Annotated in this window: 18 protein-coding genes; 9 read left to right on the top strand and 9 right to left on the bottom strand. The window is 74.1% G+C overall.

Features of this window, described 5'->3' with window-relative positions; genetic code table 11:
- Positions 1-433: 433 nt before the first annotated feature.
- Entirely contained in the window at positions 434-1,642 is a 1,209-nt protein-coding gene (locus LO772_RS05655) for an SDR family oxidoreductase (RefSeq protein WP_231777255.1), read from the top strand.
- A gap of 57 nt (positions 1,643-1,699) precedes the next feature.
- Here LO772_RS05655 and LO772_RS05650 read toward each other — a convergent pair whose 3' ends face one another.
- The 3 genes from LO772_RS05650 to LO772_RS05640 form a co-directional block, all read right to left on the bottom strand.
- A complete protein-coding gene (locus LO772_RS05650) occupies positions 1,700-2,122 on the bottom strand; it encodes a PPOX class F420-dependent oxidoreductase (RefSeq protein WP_231777254.1) in 423 nt (140 codons plus the stop codon).
- Positions 2,123-2,188: 66 nt separating this feature from the next.
- The gene (locus LO772_RS05645; protein ID WP_231777253.1) at positions 2,189-2,662 is read right to left on the bottom strand and encodes a MarR family winged helix-turn-helix transcriptional regulator; all 474 of its coding nucleotides are present in this window, start codon (positions 2,660-2,662) and stop codon (positions 2,189-2,191) included.
- A 200-nt stretch (positions 2,663-2,862) separates the two neighbouring features.
- Entirely contained in the window at positions 2,863-3,378 is a 516-nt protein-coding gene (locus LO772_RS05640; RefSeq protein WP_231777252.1) for a F0F1 ATP synthase subunit B family protein, read from the bottom strand.
- A 392-nt stretch (positions 3,379-3,770) separates the two neighbouring features.
- On the opposite strand from LO772_RS05640, the gene LO772_RS05635 reads away from it, so the two are divergent.
- On the top strand, positions 3,771-4,106 hold the full coding sequence (locus LO772_RS05635; protein ID WP_331717308.1) for a hypothetical protein: 336 nt from the start codon (positions 3,771-3,773) through the stop codon (positions 4,104-4,106).
- Positions 4,107-4,139: 33 nt separating this feature from the next.
- Here LO772_RS05635 and LO772_RS05630 read toward each other — a convergent pair whose 3' ends face one another.
- The 3 genes from LO772_RS05630 to LO772_RS05620 form a co-directional block, all read right to left on the bottom strand.
- Positions 4,140-5,096: an ADP-ribosylglycohydrolase family protein gene (locus LO772_RS05630; RefSeq protein WP_231777251.1), complete on the bottom strand. Its 957-nt coding sequence runs from the start codon at positions 5,094-5,096 to the stop codon at positions 4,140-4,142.
- Positions 5,097-5,288: 192 nt separating this feature from the next.
- On the bottom strand, positions 5,289-6,893 hold the full coding sequence (locus LO772_RS05625) for an ABC-F family ATP-binding cassette domain-containing protein (protein WP_231777250.1): 1,605 nt from the start codon (positions 6,891-6,893) through the stop codon (positions 5,289-5,291).
- A gap of 314 nt (positions 6,894-7,207) precedes the next feature.
- Entirely contained in the window at positions 7,208-7,972 is a 765-nt protein-coding gene (locus LO772_RS05620) for a DNA alkylation repair protein (protein WP_231777249.1), read from the bottom strand.
- A gap of 171 nt (positions 7,973-8,143) precedes the next feature.
- Here LO772_RS05620 and mug point away from each other — a divergent pair, with 171 nt between their 5' ends.
- Positions 8,144-8,701, top strand: a complete 558-nt coding sequence (gene mug / locus LO772_RS05615) for a G/U mismatch-specific DNA glycosylase (RefSeq protein WP_231777248.1) — start codon at positions 8,144-8,146, stop codon at positions 8,699-8,701.
- 136 nt (positions 8,702-8,837) lie between these two features.
- Positions 8,838-10,553 carry a serine/threonine-protein kinase gene (locus LO772_RS05610; protein ID WP_231777247.1) on the top strand — a complete coding sequence of 572 codons (1,716 nt, stop codon included), beginning with the start codon at positions 8,838-8,840 and terminating at the stop codon, positions 10,551-10,553.
- Positions 10,554-10,863: 310 nt separating this feature from the next.
- On the opposite strand, the gene LO772_RS05605 is transcribed toward LO772_RS05610, so the two are convergent.
- Entirely contained in the window at positions 10,864-14,052 is a 3,189-nt protein-coding gene (locus LO772_RS05605) for a BTAD domain-containing putative transcriptional regulator (RefSeq protein ID WP_231777246.1), read from the bottom strand.
- Between the two features lie 52 nt (positions 14,053-14,104).
- Positions 14,105-14,863, bottom strand: coding sequence for an SDR family NAD(P)-dependent oxidoreductase (locus LO772_RS05600; RefSeq protein WP_231777245.1), 759 nt, complete (start codon positions 14,861-14,863; stop codon positions 14,105-14,107).
- Between the two features lie 218 nt (positions 14,864-15,081).
- Between LO772_RS05600 and LO772_RS05595 the strand changes: the two genes are divergently transcribed.
- The 5 genes from LO772_RS05595 (at position 15,082) to LO772_RS05575 (ending at position 19,823) form a co-directional block, all read left to right on the top strand.
- On the top strand, positions 15,082-15,921 hold the full coding sequence (locus tag LO772_RS05595) for an SAM-dependent methyltransferase (RefSeq protein WP_231777244.1): 840 nt from the start codon (positions 15,082-15,084) through the stop codon (positions 15,919-15,921).
- A 152-nt stretch (positions 15,922-16,073) separates the two neighbouring features.
- Positions 16,074-17,036 carry an NADP-dependent oxidoreductase gene (locus LO772_RS05590; RefSeq protein WP_231777243.1) on the top strand — a complete coding sequence of 321 codons (963 nt, stop codon included), beginning with the start codon at positions 16,074-16,076 and terminating at the stop codon, positions 17,034-17,036.
- A gap of 79 nt (positions 17,037-17,115) precedes the next feature.
- Positions 17,116-17,436, top strand: a complete 321-nt coding sequence (locus tag LO772_RS05585; RefSeq protein ID WP_231777242.1) for a cupin — start codon at positions 17,116-17,118, stop codon at positions 17,434-17,436.
- Positions 17,437-17,576: 140 nt separating this feature from the next.
- On the top strand, positions 17,577-18,395 hold the full coding sequence (locus LO772_RS05580; RefSeq protein ID WP_231777241.1) for a VWA domain-containing protein: 819 nt from the start codon (positions 17,577-17,579) through the stop codon (positions 18,393-18,395).
- A 63-nt stretch (positions 18,396-18,458) separates the two neighbouring features.
- Positions 18,459-19,823, top strand: coding sequence for a replication-associated recombination protein A (locus LO772_RS05575; RefSeq protein WP_231777240.1), 1,365 nt, complete (start codon positions 18,459-18,461; stop codon positions 19,821-19,823).
- 401 nt (positions 19,824-20,224) lie between these two features.
- Here the strand turns inward: LO772_RS05575 and LO772_RS05570 are convergent, their stop codons facing one another.
- Positions 20,225-21,751, bottom strand: coding sequence for a threonine/serine ThrE exporter family protein (locus LO772_RS05570; protein WP_231777239.1), 1,527 nt, complete (start codon positions 21,749-21,751; stop codon positions 20,225-20,227).
- Positions 21,752-21,840 lie beyond the last annotated feature (89 nt).

Genomic DNA, 21,840 nt, shown 5'->3' with positions numbered 1-21,840 from the left:
AGACGCGCGCGCCGCACAAGAGCTGCCGACGCTGTCACCGGAAGGGCTGTGACCTGCGGAAACACAACATCGGGCAGGGCATGGGCGTGAGGAATCGCCAGGCCGTGCGGGACGCGTGCGCCGAACGGGTGAAGTCCCGGTCCGCCGGTGCGCCGCGCGGCGCGTCCGCGACCCGGGTGTTCGTGATCAAGGCCCGAGACCCGTGACCGTCACGGCGGCGTTCGTGCTCCCCGGCCACACCGGCCGCCGCCCGGGCGTGTCGCGCCGCTCGCGCGGTCGAGCGCGACGACGGTGTCGGCCGCTGTTCGCTCACATGTTCCCGCCTCCGAACAGGGGAAATCGCAGCCGGTCACCGTTCGAGTGGCAGCGGCCACATCCCCCGCCTACGTTGCCCGGAGGATGCCTCGCGCCCCGTGGCGCCCGGTGAAGAGAGGTGAGCATCTTGTCCCGCCTGTCCGAGCCTGTGATCCCGGCCCGCATGCCGGTGGTCGTACCCGCCCCGACGCTGATGTCGGCGGCCCTGCCGTCGCCGGCCTCCTCGCCGGACTTCTCCTCGGTCCCTCGGCCCGCCGACACCTCGTCCGGCGCGGAGGAACCGCCGACCGACCTGCCGGTCGTCCTGCTGACCGGGGCCAGCGGCGTGGTCGGCGAAGCGATCGCCCGCGCGCTGCGCCCCTCCTTCCACATCGTCGCGCTGCGCGGCCGACGCGCGTCCGTGCACGCACACGCCGAGATATCCGTCGACCTGGCGTCCCCGCGACTCGGCCTCGACAGCAGTGCCTGGACGGAACTCGCGGCCCGCGCCGACGTCGTCGTGCACGCGGGGGGTCGGGCGTGCTTCGACGACAACGCCGACGATTTCCACTGCGTGAACGTGTCCGGCTCGCGCCGCATGGCGGAGCTGGCCCACGACGCGGACGCGCCGCTGATCCACATATCGACCGCGTTCGTCGACCACATCGACCACGCGCGCGAGGCCGCCGCGATGATCCCCGGCGACTGCTCGGCCCGGCCGCTGACCTACCTCGAATCGAAGATCGCCGCGGAGCGCGCGGTCGCCGCGTCCGACGCCGTGGCGTGTGTGGTCCGCCCGTCGGTGGTCATGGGGGACGCGGGCACCGGCTGGATTCCCGAGTACCAGGCGGTGCACGGACACATCAAGATGCTGCTCGGCGGTGCCAGGATCTCCGCGTGCGGGCCGCACCAGCGCCTCGACATGGTCCCGCGCGACCTGCTCGGCCGCGCGGTGGCGGCCCTCGCGCTGCGGGCCGTCGCCGATGCCGGACGGCTGCCCGCCCTCTACCGCGTCTGTGCCGGGGCCGCCGCACTGACCTGCGAGGAGTTCGCCGAGCAGGTGGGGGAGACCGCCCGGGCCGCCGGGCTGCGACTGCCGCGGCCCGAGTTCCACGACCCGGCGAAGGCCCCGCTGATCGACTTCCCGAACTGGGCGGGCCTGCCCGAGCGCACGCGCGAGGTCCTCGCGATCCAGGCCGCCGGCAGCACGATCCTCGGTGCGGGCGAGGTCTTCCCCACCTCCCTCGGAGGCCGCGAACTGCCGGAATCCCCGGCTCCCCTGACGCCAAGTCAGGCGCTGCGCAACCTCGACGCGGACGTACGGTTCGTGCTGGCCGGCGGACGCTGAGCACCCCTGCGGCCCGGCCGCTCACGTGCGGCGACGACGGGTGCCGCCCGGTCGGTGTCAGGCGGGACGGCGGAAGGCGCGCCCTGCCATCCCGGGGCTCTCCGGATCGATTCCCCAAGCCACCACGCGGCGCGGGTGGATGCGGATGATGTCGGGGCTCAGCCCCTCACCGGCGGGCTTCTCCCCGCGTACGGCCTCGGCGGTGCCGCGGATCTCGATGCCGCGTACCGTCCACGGGTCGAGGGAGGCGATGTCGTCGACCACGAAGGCGATCTCGGGGTTCTCGGCGACGTTCCGGAACTTCCGGCTCGCGCCCATGGTGTAGCCGCGGATCTCGATGGTGCCGCGCACGTTGTCGACCGTGTAGCCGACCGGGTTGTTCTGGAGCGTCCCGTCGGGGGCGACCGTCGCGAGGCGGCCCAGCCGCTGGTCCAGCAGATACGCGAGTTCGGCGGGGGAGAAGGCTGTCGTCGAAGTCATGCGCCCACACTGCGGGTTGAAGTGCGGTTGAAGTCAAACGACGCGCGGGGGCGGACGCCGGATGCCTCAGCCCGCGCCCCCGAACCACCCCGGCATGTCGAGCCGGAACACGTCCCCGGGCGCCATGCGCCCCAGGTCGGCGTCGAGTGCGCGCACCCGCTCCGCGCCGAGCCGGTCGACCCAGCGGTCGCGGATGGCGTCGAAGGCGCGGTTCGTACGCACGAGGCAGTCGACGCCGTGCGGGGTCAGGTTGACGAGCTTGCGGCGCGCGTCGCCGGGGTCGGGGCTGACGGCGACGTACCCGAGGTCCGCCAGCGTCGCGATCGTCTTGCCCGCCGCCTGCTTCGACACGCCGAGCGCGCGTGCCAGGTCGGCGGCGGTCGTGCCGTGCGGACCGATGGCCTGGAAGACGAAGCCGAACAGCGGCCGGACGTCGGGGTGGCCCTGGTCGGCCAGCTCGGCGTGCACCTCGTCGACGATCGCGCGGAACGCCATGATCAGCCGCAGCGGCAACACGAAGCCCGGCGGCTGCTCCGTCATGCGCTGCTCCTCGCGGTCGTGCCGGGCACCCGGCACCCGGCGTCTCGGCTCGTCGGCTCGTCGGCTCGTGGAGGTGTCGATCGTACGGGCCGCCCGGCACCGCGCACGGGCATACGTCGGCCCCCGGTGCCGGGGGCGGCTTCCGGGGGCCGGTGTGCGTGGACATGCTCGGGAATGTCCGTGGGCCGCCTCGGGGGCGGTCAGCTTGCCGCGTTCTCCTCGGCGTGCGCCTGCACGTCGGCGAGGAAGCGTTCGACGGTGTCGCCGGAGGTGACGAAGTCGCCGAGCGACTCGCCCACGACCTTGCCGGCCAGCTCGGTGGCGATGAGGCCAAGCTCCGCGTGCAGCGCCGCCTCGGCGATCGCACGCTCCTCCGCGATCGCACGGTGGTTCGACGCCACCAGCTCCTCGCGCACGCGCTGGCCTTCCGCCCGCAGCGACGCGATGGCCTCGGCGCCCTCCTCGACCAGCTCCTGCCGCACCCGAGCCGCCTCGCGGCGCCCCTCGCCCAGCTCGCGCTGCAGCTCCTGCGCGACCCCGGCGATCTCCTCCTTGATGCCGTCGGCCTCGTCGAGACGGCCTTCGGTGAGGTCGTGGCGTTCCTCGAGGACACGGGCGATGCGCGGCAGCAGGACCCTGCCGACGATCACGAAGACGAGCGCGAAACAGACGACGGCGACGATAAGTTCGGTGACATCAGGCTTCAGCGGTCCCATCCCGCCACCGTATCGGCCTCCCCGCCCCCTGGGAACGCCGGGGTGGCTTGACGGGGGTGAAGGGGCGCGGGGGGCGCGGGGGGCTCGGGGGGCTCGGGGCGAGGGGGCGTCGGCGTGTCGCGGGTCACGCGGGGCGCCCGCGATTGTCGCCGGGCCGCCGCCGACTCGGCCCGGAGTCTCCCGGATCCGTCGCCTCGCCGTCGGCCGTGACGCCCGCCGATCGTCCGGAATCGGTGGCCCCGGATGCGGAGAGCGCGGCGGAGACACGGGGAATCGAGGGCCCGGCATGCTTGTGGCACGGTACGTCCGTGAACCACATACCCCTGGCGACGACTCGTCCTGATGACCGCCTGTCTTCGGTCTTTCGGTTTCTGACCGAGATTGTCGCCTGGGTGGCGACGCCGTGGGCACTGGCCGGGGAGTCCGTCCCCCTCGCCGTCGCGGCGACCGTCGTCCTGATCGGGCTCCCGACGGTGTTCTCGACGCCCGGCGACAAACACCACGTGCCGGTGGCCGTCCCCGGCGTCGCCTCCGCCGCGATCGTGATCCTGCACGTGGCCGCCGCGGTCGCCGCCGCGTGGTTCGCGTGGCCGAGGTGGGCGGCCGTGGCCGTCATCGTCCTCGCGGTGATCACCCTGGCGACCGAGCGGGCGCACCTGCGGTGGCTGATCCGTCAGCCCGGTCGAGTCGGCGCGGACGACGCCGGGGGCGCGACGCGACGGCCGTAGCGGTCGCGTCGGCGGCCGGTGCCGGCGCGGCCGTCACGCGGTCCCGGGGGCCTCGGAGGCCGCCGGCTCCTCCGGAAACGTCCAGGCGGGCAACGGCTCCACCGCCGCGCACCACGCCTCGGGGAGACCGGGGCGGCCGACGCGCGCGCCGAGAATGCCGCCGACGATCGCACACGTCGTGTCGACGTCGCCGCCGGCCGACGCGGTGGCCCATATGGCGGCCTCGAAGTCGTCGCGGTACCGGGCGGCGACCCAGATGGTGAACGGGACGGTGTCCGGCGCGCTGACGCGCCTGCCGCTGCCGAGGCTGCGTCCGACCCGGGCGGGGTCCCCGCGGTCGATCAGGCGCACCGCGGCCCCCAGGCGTTCACGCACCAGGCCGGGCGGGGTCGCGGCGGCGACCGCCGACACGTACGCCTCGGGGTCCTCGGACCGTCCCTGCCACGCCAGGGCGGCGGCGACGGCAACCGCGACGGCTCCCGCCACCCCCTCCGGGTGACGGTGCGTCACCTCGGCCGACGCGGCGGCCTCGTACGCCGCCCGTTCGGGGTCGTCGGCGAACCACGCCCCCAGAGGCGCGACGCGCATCGCGGCCCCGTTGCCCCACGACCCCTGCCCGTCGAAGGGCTCGGCGGACAACTCGCGCCACGCGCCGCCCGCGCGGATCAGTCGCAGCATGCGGTTGACGGTCGGTCCGTAGCCGCGGTCGAAGTCGTGGCGCCGGGCGAACGCGGCGGCCAGCCGGTCCTGGTCGACGCGGTCGTTGCGCACGACCTCGGCGAACACCGAGCAGGCCATCTCCGTGTCGTCGGTCCACGGCCACGGCGCCGCCGGGAGCGCGCGCCGCCGCAGCAGCGGCAGGTTGTCCGGGACGAAGAACTGCGCGCCGAGGGCGTCGCCGAGGGTCAGGCCGAGAAGGGAGTCGAGGGCCCGGGCGTGGGGTGACGCCGGTGCGGGCCGGGGGAGGGCGGAGAGAAGAGCGGATGTCATCGCCGGTCATTGTCGCAGTCGGGGAATTCGGTGCCGGGCGAGGGACGCCCGCCCGCGTCGCCGGCCCGGCACCGCGGTCACGCGGACGCCGGGCCGGCGACGCCGAGGGCAACGGGCCGGCGGGCAAAAGCTGTTGCCGTCGATGACCGTGCCCACGTGGCCGGGGGTGGTTCCCCACCCCCGACCGGTCGGTCACATCGGATCGACCCGCGTCAATCCCTCGCCGTCGAGCCGCAGCCACCGCGTGGCGTCGATGTCGCGCAGGAACGGCACGTCGTGGCTCGCCACGATCACAGCGCCCTGGTACGACTCCAGCGCCTCGGTGAGCTGCCGGACGCCGGACAAGTCGAGGTTGTTGGTCGGCTCGTCCAGCATCAGCAGCTGCGGAGGCGGCTCGGCCAGCAGCAGCGCGGCCAGCGTCGCCCGGAAGCGCTCGCCGCCCGACAGCGTGTCGGCCCGCTGGTCGGCCTTGCGCCCCTTGAACAGGAACCGGGCCAGGCGCGCCCGGATCTCGTTGTCGGTCGCGCCCGGTGCGAAGCGCCCGACGTTCTCCGCGATCGTCAGCTCGTCGAACAGCAGATCCAGGCGTTGCGGGAGATACCGCAGCGGGACCTCCCGTTTGACCTCGCCCCCCTCCGGGGCCGCCAGCCCCGCGACGGTCCGCAGCAGCGTCGTCTTGCCCGAGCCGTTGCGGCCGACCAGGGCGATGCGCTCCGGGCCCCGGACGTCCAGCTTCACGCGCGGGCCGTGGCGCAGCCGCACCCCCGGGAGGGAGACGACCACGCGCCCGGCGGGTACCGCCGTGAGGGGCAGGTCGACGCGGATCGCGTCGTCGTCGCGGACCGCGCGCTCGGCCTCGGTCAGCCGCTCACGCGCCCCCGCGAGCCGTTCGGTGTGCACGGTGCGGTGCTTGCCCGCGGTGACCTGTGCCTGGCGTTTGCGGGCGCTCATCACGACCTTCGGCTCGCGCTTGTTGTCCCACATCTTCTGGCCGTAGCGCACCCGCCGCGCCAATTTGACCTGGGCGTCCGCGAGTTCGCGCTTCTGGCGGCGTACGTCGGACTCGGCGACGCGGACCATGCGCTCCGCGGCGTCCTGTTCGACCTCCAACGCGCGCTCGTACTCGGTGAACGTCCCGCCGAACCAGCGCACCCCGCCGTCGCGCAGGTCGGCGATCTGGTCGACCAGGTCGAGGAGTTCGCGGTCGTGGCTGACCACGATCAGCGCGCCCCGCCACGACTCGACGGCGTCGTACAGCAGTTCGCGCGCCACGAGGTCGAGGTTGTTGGTCGGCTCGTCCAACAGCAGCACGTCCGGCTGCCGCATCAACTGCCCTGCCAGCGCCAGGAGTACGCACTCGCCGCCGGAGAGCCGGCCGGTCGTGCGGTCCAACTCCAGGCGGCCGAGCCCGAGTCGGGCGAGGGTCGCGGAGGCGCGTTCCTCGACGTCCCAGTCGTCGCCGACGGCGGCGAAGTGCGCCTCGTCGACGCTGCCCGCCTCGATGGCGTGCAGCGCGGCACGCTTGGCCGCGATGCCGAGGACGTCGTCGACACGGGCCTCGGTGTCGAGCGTGAGATTCTGCGGCAGGTAGCCGAGCCGGCCGTGCACGCTCACCGAGCCGCGCGCGGGCGCCAGTTCGCCCGCCATCAGGCGCAGCAGCGTCGATTTGCCGGCGCCGTTCAGCCCGACCAGGCCGGTGCGTCCCGGCCCGACCGCGAGCTGGAGGCCGCGGAAGAGCGCGCCGCCGTCCGGCCAGGAGAAATCGAGGTCGGTGCAGACGACGGACGTCGTGGTCAAGGGACCGGACAAAAGGGGCCTCCAGGGGATGCGCGGGTGTCAGGACGGCGTCGTGGGACACGCGGACGCGGCGGAAGACGACCCGAGAAGGCGGCGAAGGCCGACAGGAGATCGAGAGGGCGGCTCCGTACCGAGGTCGAGTTCGCGCGTCCCCGCACGCACGAGGCGCTGCGGGTGCGGTCTCCGGCCTCAGACGAGCAACGGCCTTCTCCTGTCCGATCGTGACGGCCCCGCGAGCCGGGGCCGGGAAGAAAACTACGGCGGGCGGCAGGCCGCGGCAAACGCTTTTCCGCCCGCCGCGCGCACCCGGCTTCTCAGACCGCCTGACCCCGGTGGGCGCGGATCAGCGGCGCCTTGCGCTCCTCGGCCACACGTTTGAGCGCCTCGCGGAGCGTCAGCCCCGAGATCCGGTCCAGGCGCCCCGCCACCCAGTCGACCACGCCGTCGGGATGGTGCCGGGTCGCCTCCCGCAGCACCCAGCCGACGGCCTTGCGCACGAAGAACCGCGTGTCCGGCAGCAGCGGGTCGGCGACCTCGGTGAACACCGGGAACCAGCGCGCGTACGTCTCCGCCGACCTGATCGGCAGCAGAAACGCCAGCACGCCGGAACGCCGCAGCCACATCTCCTCCTGCGCCGCCCACGCGCGGTACGCCGGCACGGTCTCGGGCAGGCGCAACAGCAGGCGCCCGGCCACCGATCCGGCGAGCACGTCGACCAGCGCCCAGGTGTCGGCCTCGCCGATCATCCCGGCCAGCAGCCCGGTGTCGTCCGTGACGAGCCGGTCGGCGTACGCCTCCAGCCACAGGCAGGCCGCGAGGCGCGTCTCGTGCACGGGCCGCGCCCAGAGCGCGCGGGTCACGGCGACGACGTCGGTGTGCGTCAGGACGGGGTGCGCTTTGCGGCGGGCCCGCACCTCGGCGCGGATGTCCGGGACCGCGACCCCGTAGTGCGTCAGGTCGCTGCGGAGGTAGCGCTTCGCGCCCTCGGCCCGGACCGGGTCCGCGAACGCGGCCAGCGCCTCGTCGACGCGCGCGGCGAGATCGGCGGGCAGGGGAGCGGTGCCAGGCTCGGGCGACATCACTCCTGCCTACCCGACCGCGCCGACACCCGGGAGGACATCCGCCGTCCGGGCGTGTTCCGGAACGCCGGGGCCGGCGGAGCGCGCGGGTTTCGCCGGATCGCCGCGCGGACCGGACAGCCGTCCCGTCCCGCGTGCCCGGCACCCGCGTGCGTCGGGAAGAATGGGCGGGTGAACACGCGCTATACCCGCGAAGAACTCGCCGCGGCGGTCGGGCGGACGGTGCCCGACGTGCTCGGGGACGGTCTCGACGTGTTGTTCTGCGGGATCAACCCGGGGCTGATGTCGGCGGTGACGGGCCATCACTTCGCGCGTCCCGGGAACCGCTTCTGGCCGGCGCTGCACCTGTCGGGGTTCACGCCCCGGCTGCTTCGGCCCGACGAAGAGGACCAATTGCCCGGTCTCGGGCTCGGCATCACCAATGTCGTCGCGCGCGCGACGGCGGGCGCGGCCGAGCTGTCCGCCGACGAGTACCGCGCGGGCGGCGAGATCCTGCGCGGCAAGGTGCTCGCGTACCGGCCGCGTTGGCTGGCGGTGGTCGGCATAGGCGCCTATCGCGTCGCCTTCTCCGCCCCCAAGGCGGTGCTCGGGCGGCAGGCCGTGACCGTGGGCGACACCCGCGTGTGGGTGCTCCCCAACCCCAGCGGCCTCAACGCCCACTTCACCGCCGCGACGCTCGCGGCCGAGTTCGCCAAGCTGCGCGACGCGGTGGCCGCGGCGCCGGGCTGAGAGCCGGCCGGCGGATCGCGGCGCGTCCGGGCGGACGGCCGGGAATGTGAAAAGATCCGCTGGCCTGGCCCTGGGGGAAGCGGTGCGCCACCGGCGCACCGGTACGTGATCGGCAGGTGCCGGAAGGGGTGTGCGGGTGTCCGCTTGGGCTCCGCTGGAGCCGGGGGACCCGGCCGCGGTCGGGCCGTTCCAGGTGCTGGCCCGGCTCGGCGACGGCGGCATGGGGCGCGTCTTCCTGGCCCGGTCCGCCGCCGGGCGCTGGGTCGCGGTGAAGACGATCCGTCCCGAGTTCGCGGCCGTCGGGGAGTTTCGGCGCAGGTTCGCCCACGAGGCACAGGCGGCCCGCCGGGTCAGCGGGGTGTTCACCGCGTCGGTGGTGGACAGCGACCCGGTCGCGCACTTCCCGTGGATCGCGACCGCGTACGTCCCCGCGCCCTCGCTGCGCCACCTCATCCGCACGTGCGGTCCGCAACCCGCGCGGACCGTGATGTGGCTCGGTGCCGGGATCGCCGAGGCGCTCCAGTCGATCCACGCCGTCGGCGTCGTCCACCGGGACCTCAAGCCGTCGAACATCCTGCTCGACGAAGACGGCCCGCGCGTCATCGACTTCGGGGTGGTGCACGCCGAAGGCACGTACGTCTCCACCGGGGGCACGGCGGCGATCGGCACGCCCGGTTTCATGTCGCCCGAACAAGCGTACGGAAACGTCGCGGTCACCACCGCCAGCGACGTGTACGGCCTCGGGCTCACCCTGATCCAACTGGCCCAGGGCGAGGCCCCGGTGCCCGTGCACACGGCCGTCGACCTGGACGAACCCCTGCGCGGCATCGTGGAGTTGTGCCTGCGCCGCGACCCCGGGCTGCGGCCGAGCCCGGCCGAGGTCGTGCGCTTGCTGGCGGACGAGGTCGACCTGGTCGCCCACGACAACGCCCAGGGCTGGCTCGACGAGAAGGGCTGGGACCTGGTCCGCGCGTTCCGCGACGCGCCCATGCCGGCGATGCCCGAGTCGCGGACCCAGGCCGTGCCGCCGCCGCCCAAGGTGCCGCCGGGGACGCAGATGCTGCGCGCGGTCACCCCTCGGGCCACCCCCGCCCCGCCGGAGCCCAGCCCCCGGCGCTACAGCGCCGCGCGGGCGTACGCCCCGCCGCAGTCCCCGGTCGACCACGCCACGATCGCCCCCTACGACCACGCCTGCCGCCTGGCGCAGGACGGGCACACCAACGAGGCGCTGGAGGCGTTCCAGCACGCCAACCAGGTCGCGGTCCAGACATTCGGACCGTGGCACGCGTACGCGGTCTGCTCGCTGCTCGGGGTCGTCGACGCGACCGGGATCCTGGGCTGGCCCGCGGCGGCCCGCGACCAGGCCGCGTCGGCGGCGCGCGGCGCGTACCACGCGCTCGGCGCCGATCACCCCTTCACCCTGCTCGTGCGCGGCGAACACGTGCGCTGGATCGGGCTCGCCGGGAACGCCGCGGGCGCCGCGGAGGCCGCCGCGGTGCTCGCGGGCGACTACCTGCGGACGATGGGCGCGGTGGCCCCCGACACGTTCTCGGTGCGGGGGGAGTGGGCGATGTGGGTCGGCCGGTCCGGCGACGGGGAGCGCGCCATGCGCCACTTCGAACGCCTGGTCGGCGACTGCCGCGCCGCGCTCGGCGACGAGGCCATGGTGACGCTCGACGCCAAGAACGCCTTCGCCCACTGGGTCGGCGTCACCGGCGACGTGACCCGCGCCGCGCACTTGTACGGCCTGCTGGTCGCCGAGGCCGAGGCCCGCTACGGCGCGACCAGCCCCTACGCGTCCAGCGTCCGCGCCCGCCTGGAAGCCTGGACCGCCCCAACCACCCCGGCCTGAGCGGCCCGGGCCCGTCGCACCGCTCGTACGCACCGGAACGCCGCGGGCGACTCCGAGCCGCCGACGCCCACCGCGGCGCCGGTCGACGGCCGGAGCCGGCAAGCCCCCTTGGCCTTCGGGGGCCTGCGGGTTCGACGCGTGTACGCGCCGAGGCGTGGCCCGTCCCGGCCCGACCCGCCGCGGCGCATTCCGCCCGGCCCGCGACGGTGGGCGGACCGTGCGTGCCGCGCCGACCCTCGTGGCCACAAGACCGCCGCGCCGACCGCCGGGCCCGCGGTCGTGTGCCGCTTCCGGTCCTCTGCCGTCCGCCCTACGCGCCGACGGTGCGGTGTCGTTCCAGGTGGGTCAGGACCGCGTCGCGCGGTACCGCCCGGCCTTGGGCGCGGGCGGTCTCGAACGCCTCGGCGCCCAAGGCCTCGCGGGCGGCGGCGCGCACCTGCTCGACCTCGACCCGGCCCGGGACGTCCGAGCCGCGCGTCTTGGTGGCGAGGCCCAGGAGGACCGCCGCCTCGGCCGCCTCGCCGTCGTGCAGGGCCGCCGCGGAGAGCACTTCGATGCCGTCGGCGGCCGTCAGCAGGTTGGCCTGGCGGTAGGTCATGTCGATGGCCGCGTAGGCCAACGCGCGTGCCCGGGCGGCGTCGTCGAGTGCCAGCGACGTCCACCCGAGCCAGGTGAGGATCACCGCGTGGGCGCCGGCCGCGTCGAAGGAGTCGGACGGGCACGCGGCCAGCGCGCGTTCCTGGAGCCGCGCGGCCTCGGCGATCCGGCCCTCGCGGCGGGCCAGGTCGCCCAGCCCCGCGCGTCCCACGGCCACCGCCGTGGGACGTCCGCTGCCGGTCGCGGACGCGATCACCTGCTCGTACGTCGCGCGCGCCGCGTCCCGATCGCCCAGGCGCACGCACATCTCGGCGCGCCGGAGCAGCAGGTCGTCGATGTCGTCGGTGATGCCCAACTGCCGCATCAGCTCCAGCGCTTCGTCGATGAGGAGGAGACCGCCCCGGGTGTCGCCGGACCAGTCGGCGAACACCGCTATCTGGTCGAAGCAGTTGGCCTGGCCCCAACGGTCGCCGAGGGCCTGGAAACGCGTCAGCGCCTCGCGGAAGTACCGCTCCGCCTCGGCGAGTTCGCCGCCGTACAGGTGCACGAAGCCGTAGCCGATCCGGGTCGTCGCCTGCGACCACGGGTCGTCGCCGATCAACAGCAGGGTGCGGGAGCGCTCGGCGGGGCTCAGCGGGCCGGTCGCCGTGCTCAGGACCACGAACAGCTCGGGTTGGCGCGGCGTTTCGTCCAGGGTGTAGAACAAGCGCTGGGCCCGGGCCACCAGTTCGGGTCGCGGTTCGCCGCCCGGCGTCAACTCGGCGTGCAGGGACGTCAGCAGGCACAGCAGGTATTCCTCGGTCATCCCCGGCGGCGGCACGTCGCCGACCGCGGCGATCAGCTCGCCCGCCGGCCCCGAGGCCTCGCGGCGCAGACCGCGCAGCCACCAGTACCACGTCAGGGCCGCGCCGAGCCGCAGCCCGAGCGCCGGGTCGGCGGTCACGGCCCACCGCAACGCCGCGCGGAGGTTGGTGTGTTCGGCACGCAGGCGGTCCAGCCACAGGAGTTGGTCGCCGGTGCGCAGCCGGGGTTCGGCGCGTTGCGCGAGATCGAGGAAGTAGTCCGCGTGGGCCCGCCGGAAACGCTCGCGCTCGCCCGCCTCCTCCAGGCGCTCGGAGCCGTAGAGGCGCACGGTCTCGGACATGCGGTAGCGCCCGGCGTGGCCCTCGATCAGCGACTTGTCGGCCAGGTCGGCCAGCAGCTCCACGGCGTCGCCGTCCGACAGGCCGCACACCCGGGCAGCCGCCTCGATGGTCGCGCCGCCGACGAACACCGTGAGCCTGCGGGCGAGTTCCTGCTCGGACGCGTCCAGCAGCTCCCAACTCCACTCGACCACGGCGCGGAGCGTCCGGTGCCGGGGTGCGGCGCTGCGATTGCCGCGGGAGAGCAGGCGGAACCGGTCGTCGAGGCGGGCGCCGATCTCGTCGAGGGGCAGGGTCCGCAGGCGGGCGGCGGCGAGTTCGACGGCGAGGGGGAGGCCGTCGAGTGCCGAGCAAATACCGCGCACGGCCGCGAGATTGCCCGCGTCGATCGCGAAGTCGTGGCACACGGCTCCGGCCCGGTCGGCGAACAGGCGGATCACCGGTGCCGCCAGCGCGACGTCGAGCGGGGCGTCCGCGTCCGGAACCGCCAGGGTGGGTACGGGGCACAGCGTTTCGCCGGTGACGCCGAGGGCTTCACGGCTCGTGGCCAGGATCCGGACTCCGGGGCACGCGCCGAGGATCGTGTGGGCGAGACGGGCCACGTCGTCGACGATCTGCTCGCAGTTGTCCAGGATCAGCAGCAGGTCGCGTGCCGCAAGCCCCGACACCAGGCGCGTCGTCGCGTCGGCCGGGCCCGTGGCCAGGGGGCCGAGCCCGGTCTCGCGCAGCCCGAGCGCGCTCAGCAGGGTCTGGACCAGTTCGTCGCGGCGGCGTACGGCGGCCAGTTCGACGAAGCACACTTCGCCCGGGCGGCGTCGACCCGCCTCGACCGACAGCCGCGTCTTGCCGCTTCCGCCCGGCCCGGTCAGGGTGACCAGCCGTGCCGACGCGAGCAGTGTCCCGATTCTGGCGAGTTCGTCGTCGCGGCCGACGAAGCTTGTCAACGGCGCCGGCAGCCCCCGGTGTTCGGGCGGTTCGGGGGCCGTGCCGGGGGACGCCGGGGTGGCGAGTGACGGGGCCGCGCGCAGGATGTCCACGTGGATCGCGGCGAGTTCGGCGGACGGGTCGGCACCGAGTTCGTCGGCGAGACGTGTCCGGGCGCTGTCGAAGGCCGCCAGCGCCTCCGCCTGCCGCCCGTTGCCGTAGAGCGCGCGCATGAGCTGTCCGACAAACCGTTCCCGCAACGGGTGTTCGGTGACGAGCCGACGCAACTCGCCGACCAGCTCCGACCCCTGACCGAGTGCCAGGCGCGTCTCGCACCGGTCGGCGACCGCGTCGAGGCGCTGCTCCGCCCACGCGTCGGCCTGCCCGGAGGCGAAGGGGGCGTCGCGGATGTCGGCGAACGCCGGGCCGCGCCACAGGGCGAGTGCCTCGGCGAGGCAGCGCTCCGCGGTCGCGTGGTCGCGCCGCGTGAGGGCGTGGCGGCCTTCGCGGGCGAGGCGCGCGAACCGGTGGGCGTCGACCCGCTCGGGGTCGACGGCCAGCCGGTAGCCCGCCGCGTGGAACTCCACGAGTTTGTCGGTGCCCGCGCCGTCGCGCAGGGCCTTGCGCAGCCGCGAGACCTGCGACTGCAGCGCGTTGGCGGCACCGCTCGGCGGGTTGTCGCCGTACAGCCCGTCGACCAGAGTCTCCGTGGGGACGACGCGCCCCGCGTTCAGGAGCAGCAGCGCCAGGAGGGACCGCACGCGCGGGCCGCCGACCGCGACCGCCGTACCGTCCGAGCGCCGCGCCTCGACAGGACCCAGGATGCCGAACAACATGGGGGCGATTCTCGCGCATCGGCGTGCGCCCCCGCGCCGCGCCGCCCGCCGGTCAGCCCGCGGACCAGCCGCCGTCGACGGGCAGCACGGCACCGGTGACGTGCGACGCGGCGTCCGAGGCCAGGAATACCGCGACGGACGCGACCCGCCCCGCCTCCGCGATCGCACCGGCGTTCATCATGACGCCGGACAGGCGTTCGAAGCCCGCCATGCTGATCTCGCCCTGGATGATGTTCGTGTTCACCGTGCCCGGGCACAGCGCGTTGCAGCGCACCCCCTGTTCCCGGTACATGTACGCGATGCTGCGCGTCAGCCCGACGACACCGTGCTTGGACGCGGTGTACGCGGCACCGCCCGCCGCCCCGCGCAGGCCCGCGACCGACGCGGTGTTCACCAGGCTCCCCTTGGTCTCCAGCAGGTGCGGCAGAGCCGCGCGGGCCACCAGGAAGGCCCCGGTCAGGTTGACGCCGAGCGTGCGCCGCCACTCGGCGAGCGTGATCTCCTCCAGCAGCCCGATCGAGTCGACCACGCCGGCGTTGTTGCAGACGACGTCGAGCCCTCCGTACGCGTCGACCGAGGCGGCCGTCATCGCCGCGACCGACTCCTCGTCGGCGACGTCGACGTGCACGGCGGTCGCGGTGCCGCCGGCCGCCTCGACCTCCGCGACGGTCTTGGCAGCCGTCTCGGCCGCCAGGTCGGCGACCACCACGCGGTCGCCCAGCGCGGCGAACGCGAGCGCCATCGCACGGCCGATGCCGGAGCCGCCGCCGGTCACCAGGACGGTGCGGTCGCGGACGGGGGTGTCACTCATGGCGATGCTCCTCGGACGGGCCGCGGCGTGGCGGACAGGCTTGTGGTGAAGCGGAATTGACGGTGTGTCAGATTCGACGCGCACCACCGTAGAGCACAGACGGCGAAAAGTGACCGCCGACGAGGCCGCGGGCAATACCCGCGCCCCATCTGCGGATAGGCTCGTCCCGATCATCAAAGACATGGCTGACGTAGCATCAAGAATGGCCGGGGGTAAGGATGTCCGAGCACCACACGGAAGATCCCGCAGCGCATCGGGCACCGGCCGGGATCGATGTCTCGGTCGCCAGCGTGGCCCGCGTCTACGACTACCTTCTCGGCGGCAAGGACAACTTCAAGGTCGACCGGGAAGCCGCCGACGCGATGCTCGCCATCGACCCCAGCAGCCGCGCGATGACGGTCAACAACCGCCGCTTCCTCCAGCGGGCCGTCCGCTTCCTCGCGCGCGAACACGCGATCACGCAGTTCGTCGACCACGGATCGGGCCTGCCGACGCAGGACAACGTCCACCAGATAGCCCAGTCCGTCGACCCCGGCGCCCGGGTGGTCTACATCGACAACGACCCGATCGTGCTTGCCCACGGACGCGCGCTGCTCGCCGAGAACGCGTCCACGACGGTCATCACCGCCGACGTACGCGACACGGACGCGGTCATGACGCACCCCGAGGTCGTCAAACTCATCGACTTCGACCGGCCCGTCGGGGCGCTGTTCGTCTCGCTGCTGCACAGCATCCCGGACCGCGACGACCCCGGCGCGCTGCTGCGCCGCGTCGTCGACCGCCTGGCGCCCGGCAGCTTCGTCGTGCTGTCGCACCTGGTGTCCCTCGACGACATGATCCGCAAGCAGCGCAGCGCGTTCGCCCTCGCGGCGCACGGCGGCAACTGGGGCCGCGTGCGCACCCCGGAGGAGGTGGCCGCCTTCGTCGAGGAGGCCGGCCTCGAACCGCTCGAACCCGGGCTCGTCGAGGTCTCGCGGTGGCGCCCGGACGGCACCGACGGCCCGGTGCAGGACAGCACCGAGTGGTTCGAGTTCGGCGGAGTCGCCCGCAAGCGGTGAACCGGGCCCGGCCCGCCGCGCACCGGTACGAGCCGCGCGGCGGCCCGGACCCCTTCCCGCCCTCCCGGCGGCCCCGGCCCGCGCCGCTCCCGTTGCCGAAGCGCCCGCCCCCGGTGACCATGAGCCAAAGGCCGCCGACCGGGAGGACAACTGTGCGTGCCGTAGCTGTCGCGAGACCCGCGGGCGAGCCGGAGCTCCTCGGACTGCCGTCCCCCGAGCCCGGCCCCGGCGAAGTGCTGATCCGGGTGGTCGCCGCGGGCCTCAACCCGCTGGACTGGAAGCTCGCCGACCGGGCACGCGGCGGTCTGCTCGACGACGAGGTGGTGTACCCGTTCATCTACGGCGTCGACTTCGCGGGCAAGATCGCCGCCCTCGGCGACGGCGTGACGCGCTTCGCCGAGGGCGACGCCGTGTTCGGGCACCCCCGGCGGAGCCCGGTGGGGGCGTACGGAACCTACGCCGAATACGTCGTCGCGGCCGAAGACGGCGCGATCGCCCCCGCGCCGGACAGCCTGCCGCTGCCGCTGGCCGCCGCACTGCCGACCGCCGGGCAGACGGCGCTGTCGATGCTCGAGATCTCCGGGCTGCGCGAGGACGCCGCGGACAAGGCCCTGCTCCTGGTCGGCGCCGCCGGCGGAGACGGCACGTTCGCGACCCAGCTCGCGTCGTCGCGCGGCGTCAAGGTCGTCGCCGTGACACGCGGCGTCGGCGAGGAGCAGATGGGCCGCCTGGGGGCCGCCGACACCGTCGACGCGCGCACCGGCCCGCCGGTCGAGCGCCTGCGCGCCGCCTACCCCGACGGATTCGACGTCATGATCGACCTCGCCTCCGGGCCCGACCAGTTCGCCGAGTACGCCATGCTCGTCGCCGACGGCGGCACCGCGATCAGCACCATCGGCGCCGCCGACGCCCGAGGGCTCACCCATCTGGGCATCACCGGCATCAACTTCGGGGTACGGCCGAACGCCGACCTCCTCGGCCGCCTCGCCGCCGAAGTCGACGCCGGCCACGCCGCCGTGCAACTGGGCGCGCAGATCCCCCTCGCCGACGCCCCGGACGCCCTCGCGCGCAACCGCGCCGGCAAAGCGCGGGGAAAGACCGTGATCCTGGTGTGAAACCACGCGCCACACCGCGGTTTCGGGGTAAGGCCGAGGCCGGAACTCGACGACCGGCACGCGATTCGGGAGGAATTCCATGGACGACGTCGGCGCACTCGCACAAGAACACCTCACGAAAGCCGCGGCGGCCGAGCACGGCAGAAGCGCGCACCTGTTCCTGCACGAGGGACCGCTGCGCCAGTCCCTCATCGCGCTGACCTCGGGGTCCGCACTCGACGAGCACAACGCCCCGCTCGCGGCGAGCCTCCACGTGCTCGTCGGGTCCGTGCGGATCACCGCCGCGAGCGGCGACATCGAACTCGCGGCCGGGCAAGTGCAGGCGACCCCCCGGGAGCGCCACGGCATCACCGCGCTCGAGGACGCGGCCGTGCTGTTCACCGCCGTCACCGAGACGTAGCGGTCCCGAGCCGACAACGAATCGGCATCACCCGACCGGCCCCGAGGGAGAACCCCCTGCGGCCGGGCCCCCTCATCTGCGAGCGTGGGGGCGGCGTCCACTTTCGGCCGCCGCCCCAACGGACGACAGGGAGGGTCCGCATGCCGATCTCGTGGTTCCGCCGCCGCCGGCAGCCCACGACCGCGCCCGGCACACCCGGCACGCCCCCGGCCGGAGCACAGCAGCCGGGGATCGTACGCACCGGAGCCGGATCGGCGGTCAGTCTCGACAAGATCGAGCGGACCGCGCCCGGACTGGTCAGCCTCTACAAGGCGGCCGGGGTCAGCCTGGAGAAGCACCGGCTCGCGGGCGTGCGCGCCGCGGTCTACCTCGTGCTGGACCGCTCCGGCAGCATGTCCGGCTTCTACCGCGACGGCAGCGTGCAGTCCCTCGCCGAGCGCGTGCTCGCCGCCGCCGCGCACTTCGACGACGACGGCGTGGTCCCGGTGGTCTACTTCGACACGAAGGCGTACGAGGTCGAGGAGATCTCCCTCAGCGACTACCAGGGCCGCATCGGCAAACTGCACCAGAAGCTCGGCCACATGGGCACCACCGACTACGTCTCCGCGATGAAGGCGGTGATCCGGCACTACGAGGCCTGCGGAGCGACCGACCCCGCGTACGTCGTCTTCCAGACCGACGGCGCCCCCAACAACCCCAAGGCCGCCGAGAAGACCCTGTGCAAGGCCGCCGAACTGCCGATCTTCTGGCAGTTCGTGGGCTTCGGTCGCGACCAGTTCCGCTTCCTGCACCGCCTCGACGAACTGCCCGCGCCGAAGTACCGCGTCGTCGACAACGCCGGGTTCTTCGAGGCGGGCGCCGACCCGAAGCGCATGAGCGACAGCACGCTGTACGACCAGTTGATGATCGAATTCCCCGACTGGCTCCGCTCGGCCCGGGACGCGGGCGTCCTGCGCTGAACGCCGCGGGGGCGCCGCGACGGCCCCGACCCGGATGACGGTGCACGGCATTAGGGTCGGGGTGTGGAACCCGACCTGTTCATCGCCGCCGCCGAGGAGCGCCGGAGCAAGGACCCCGCCCTGGCACCCCTCGCCGTCCGCATGCGCCCGCGCGACCTGGACGAAGTGGTCGGGCAGCGGCACCTGTTGGGGGAGGGCTCGCCGCTGCGCCGCCTGGTGCGCGCCGGCGACGGCGTCACGGCGCCCTCGTCGGTGATCCTGTGGGGGCCGCCCGGCACGGGCAAGACGACGCTCGCGTACGTCGTCAGCCACGCCACCGGGCGCCGCTTCGTGGAGTTGTCCGCGATCACCGCGGGTGTGAAGGAAGTACGCACGGTCATCGAGGCGGCGCGGCGCGAGTCCGGCGCGCACGGCCGCGAGACCGTGCTGTTCCTGGACGAGATCCACCGGTTCTCCAAGGCCCAGCAGGACTCGCTGCTGCCCGCGGTCGAGAACCGCTGGGTCACGCTCATCGCCGCGACCACCGAGAACCCGTACTTCTCGGTCATCAGCCCGCTGCTGTCGCGCTCACTTCTGCTGACCCTGGAACCCCTCACCGAGGACGACATCCGCGCCCTCGTCGCCCGCGCGCTCGCCGACGAACGCGGCCTCGCCGGGGCGGTCACGCTCGACCCCGACGCCGAGGACCATCTCGCGCGGATCGCGGGCGGCGACGCGCGCCGGGTGCTCACCGCCCTGGAGGCGGGCGCCGGATCGGCACTGGACCGCGGCGAGAAGGCCGTCACGCTGGCCACCCTCGAAGCGGCGGTCGACCGCGCGGCGGTCCGCTACGACCGCGACGGAGACCAGCACTACGACGTGGCGAGCGCGCTCATCAAGTCGATCCGGGGCTCCGACGTCGACGCCACGCTGCACTACCTCGCGCGCATGATCGACGCGGGCGAGGACCCGAGGTTCATCGCGCGGCGCCTGATGATCTCGGCCTCCGAGGACATCGGCCTCGCCGACCCCACGGCGCTGCAGACCGCCGTCGCCGCCGCGCAGGCCGTCGCGCTGATCGGCTTCCCCGAGGCCCAGCTGACGCTGGCGCACGCCGCGATCGCGCTGGCGCTCGCCCCGAAGTCCAACGCGGCGACGCTGGCCATCGGCGCCGCGCTGGCCGACGTCCGCGCGGGCCTGGCCGGCCCGGTGCCGCCGCACCTGCGCGACGGCCACTACAACGGGGCCGCCAAACTCGGGCACGCGCAGGGCTACGTCTACCCCCACGACGTGCCGGGCGGCGTCGCGCGGCAGCAATACGCCCCCGACGCGCTGCACGGCAAGCGCTACTACCACCCGACGCGCTACGGCAACGAGGCCCGCTACGCCGACGTCCTCGACCGCCTCCGCGACAAGCTCGGCCATCCGACCGACCCGGCACCGGAGTGAACGCCCGCACACAAACGGCGCACCCCGCCCTCAAGGTCATCCGCCCGCGCAGCCGGCCCGGGGGCCGACAACCGACGCCGGGGCCGGGCGGCACCGCCATCGAAGCTCGCGCCCGCTTGCGACGGCGCCGCGCCTCCGCACGACCGGACGCGGCACCTCGGTGACCGCCCGCGCGGCCGGTCCGGGCACCGGCCGGACGCCGCGTCCGGCGGCACTGCCCGCCGGACGGTCCGCCCCGCCCGGACACTGACCCCGCCCCGACGGCGCCCCCTGGCCCCGCACCCTCGCCAGAGTGCTCATGCCGGGAGGCGGGAACGCCGGGGCCACGATGGCGCCCGGGCTCCGCGCCGCGCCCCCGCCCCCACGGTGACACCGTCTCGCTGGAGCGGGTGCGCCTGTCCTCAGAAGCCTCGTGTGCGCTTGGCCGCCGCGCGCATCTCCCGGCCGCCGCGCTGCGGCACCGGCAGGACGAAGCGCGCCACCTCGCTCCCCAGATTCACGCCCACCGCGAGGGCGAGCGCCAGGCCCGCCGCGTTGACGAGACCGAGCCAGCCCTTGTCGGTGTGCCCGAGCGCCAGGCCGAGCAGGCCCTGGTACATCGCACCGCCGGGGAGCAGCGGGCCGATCGCCGGGATGACGTACGGCAGCGCCGACGTCCGCCCCGCGCGGGCGAGCAACTGGCCAAGCAGGCCCACGACGCCGGTGGCGACGGCGGTGGCGAGTATCGGTGCCGCCCCCGCGATGCGCAGCACCTCGAAGATCGACCAGCTCGCCGCCCCGCCCGCCGCCGCGATCGCCAGCACGTCGGGCCGCACCTGCACGAGCACCGCGAACGCGAGCGAGAGGCCGGCCGCCGCGGCGAGCTGCACGGGCGGGTTCGACGCGGGGAAGAACGAGCCCTCGACGTTGAGTTCGACGCCCAGCTGGTTGCCCGCGTACAGCACGATCGCGATACCGCAGATGATGCCGACGATCAGATAGAAGACCTCGAGCAGTCGGGCGGCGGCGGTGATATAGAAGCCCGTCAGGCCGTCCTGCACCGCGGCGACCAGCGCCCGCCCGGGGAGCAGCGCGAACAGCCCACCGGTGACTACCGCATACGGCAACACGCCGATGTCCGCCTTGATCAGCCCGACGGCGACCGCGGCGGCCGGCATCGCGGCCAGGACGAACTGGTAGAACTCCGGCACACCGCGCCGGGCCAGCACCTGGGCGAGCCAGTCGCCGATCACGGCCGCGAAGAACGCGGCGCACGCGACGATCACGCCGCCGCCGACCAGCACGCTCGCCGTCGCGGCGACGGAACCCGTGGCGCCCAGGACGAGCCACCGGGGGTACGGGTGCCGGTTGCGGCGGATCTCGACCAGCCGGTGGTAGGCGTCCTCCAGCGTCACCTCGCCGGTCGTGATGTCCTCGACCAGCCGGTGTGCGGCGGCGAGCCGGGTGAAGTCGGTGGCGCGGCGGCGTACCACGCGCTCGGCGGTGACCGGGGTGTCCGCCAGCGACGGCTGGTACGACAGCGTCATCGCCGTGAAGGTGGCGTTCGGTGTGCACCGGTGCAGGCCGTACGCGTCGGTGATGCCGAGCATCGCCGCCTCGACGTCCTCGCCGCCCTCTCCGCTCGCGAGCAGCAACTCGCCGGTGCGCAGCGCGAGATCGAGCACGTGGGGGACGGAGACCCCGGTGTCGGTGCGCTCGGGCGTCTCCGTGCCGTACGCGTCCGCGCGCAGCCGTGCGCGCAGTCGCTCCTGCCACGGAAGGGATGCCAGCGGCGGTGGTTGCCACGGGAGCCGTGCCGTCGGTCGGCCGCGTCGCCGCGGGACCGGCGCTGCGGCCTCCGTCGAGGGGAGCGTTGCCGGGGCCCGGTCGGGATCGCGGGATTCCCTGGGGCCGCCGACGGTGCCGGGTCGCCGAGGGCGCTCGAACACCGTATCCGTCCTTCCTGCCACCGTTGGCTGATGGTGATGCCCTTCCAACAGTGCCTTATCGGACCGGTGATCCGGCCAATCGGCGGAAG

Origin of the sequence: Yinghuangia sp. ASG 101, from assembly GCF_021165735.1 — a bacterium.
Taxonomy (GTDB): domain Bacteria; phylum Actinomycetota; class Actinomycetes; order Streptomycetales; family Streptomycetaceae; genus Yinghuangia.
This window is presented reverse-complemented; position numbering and strand designations above follow the sequence as displayed.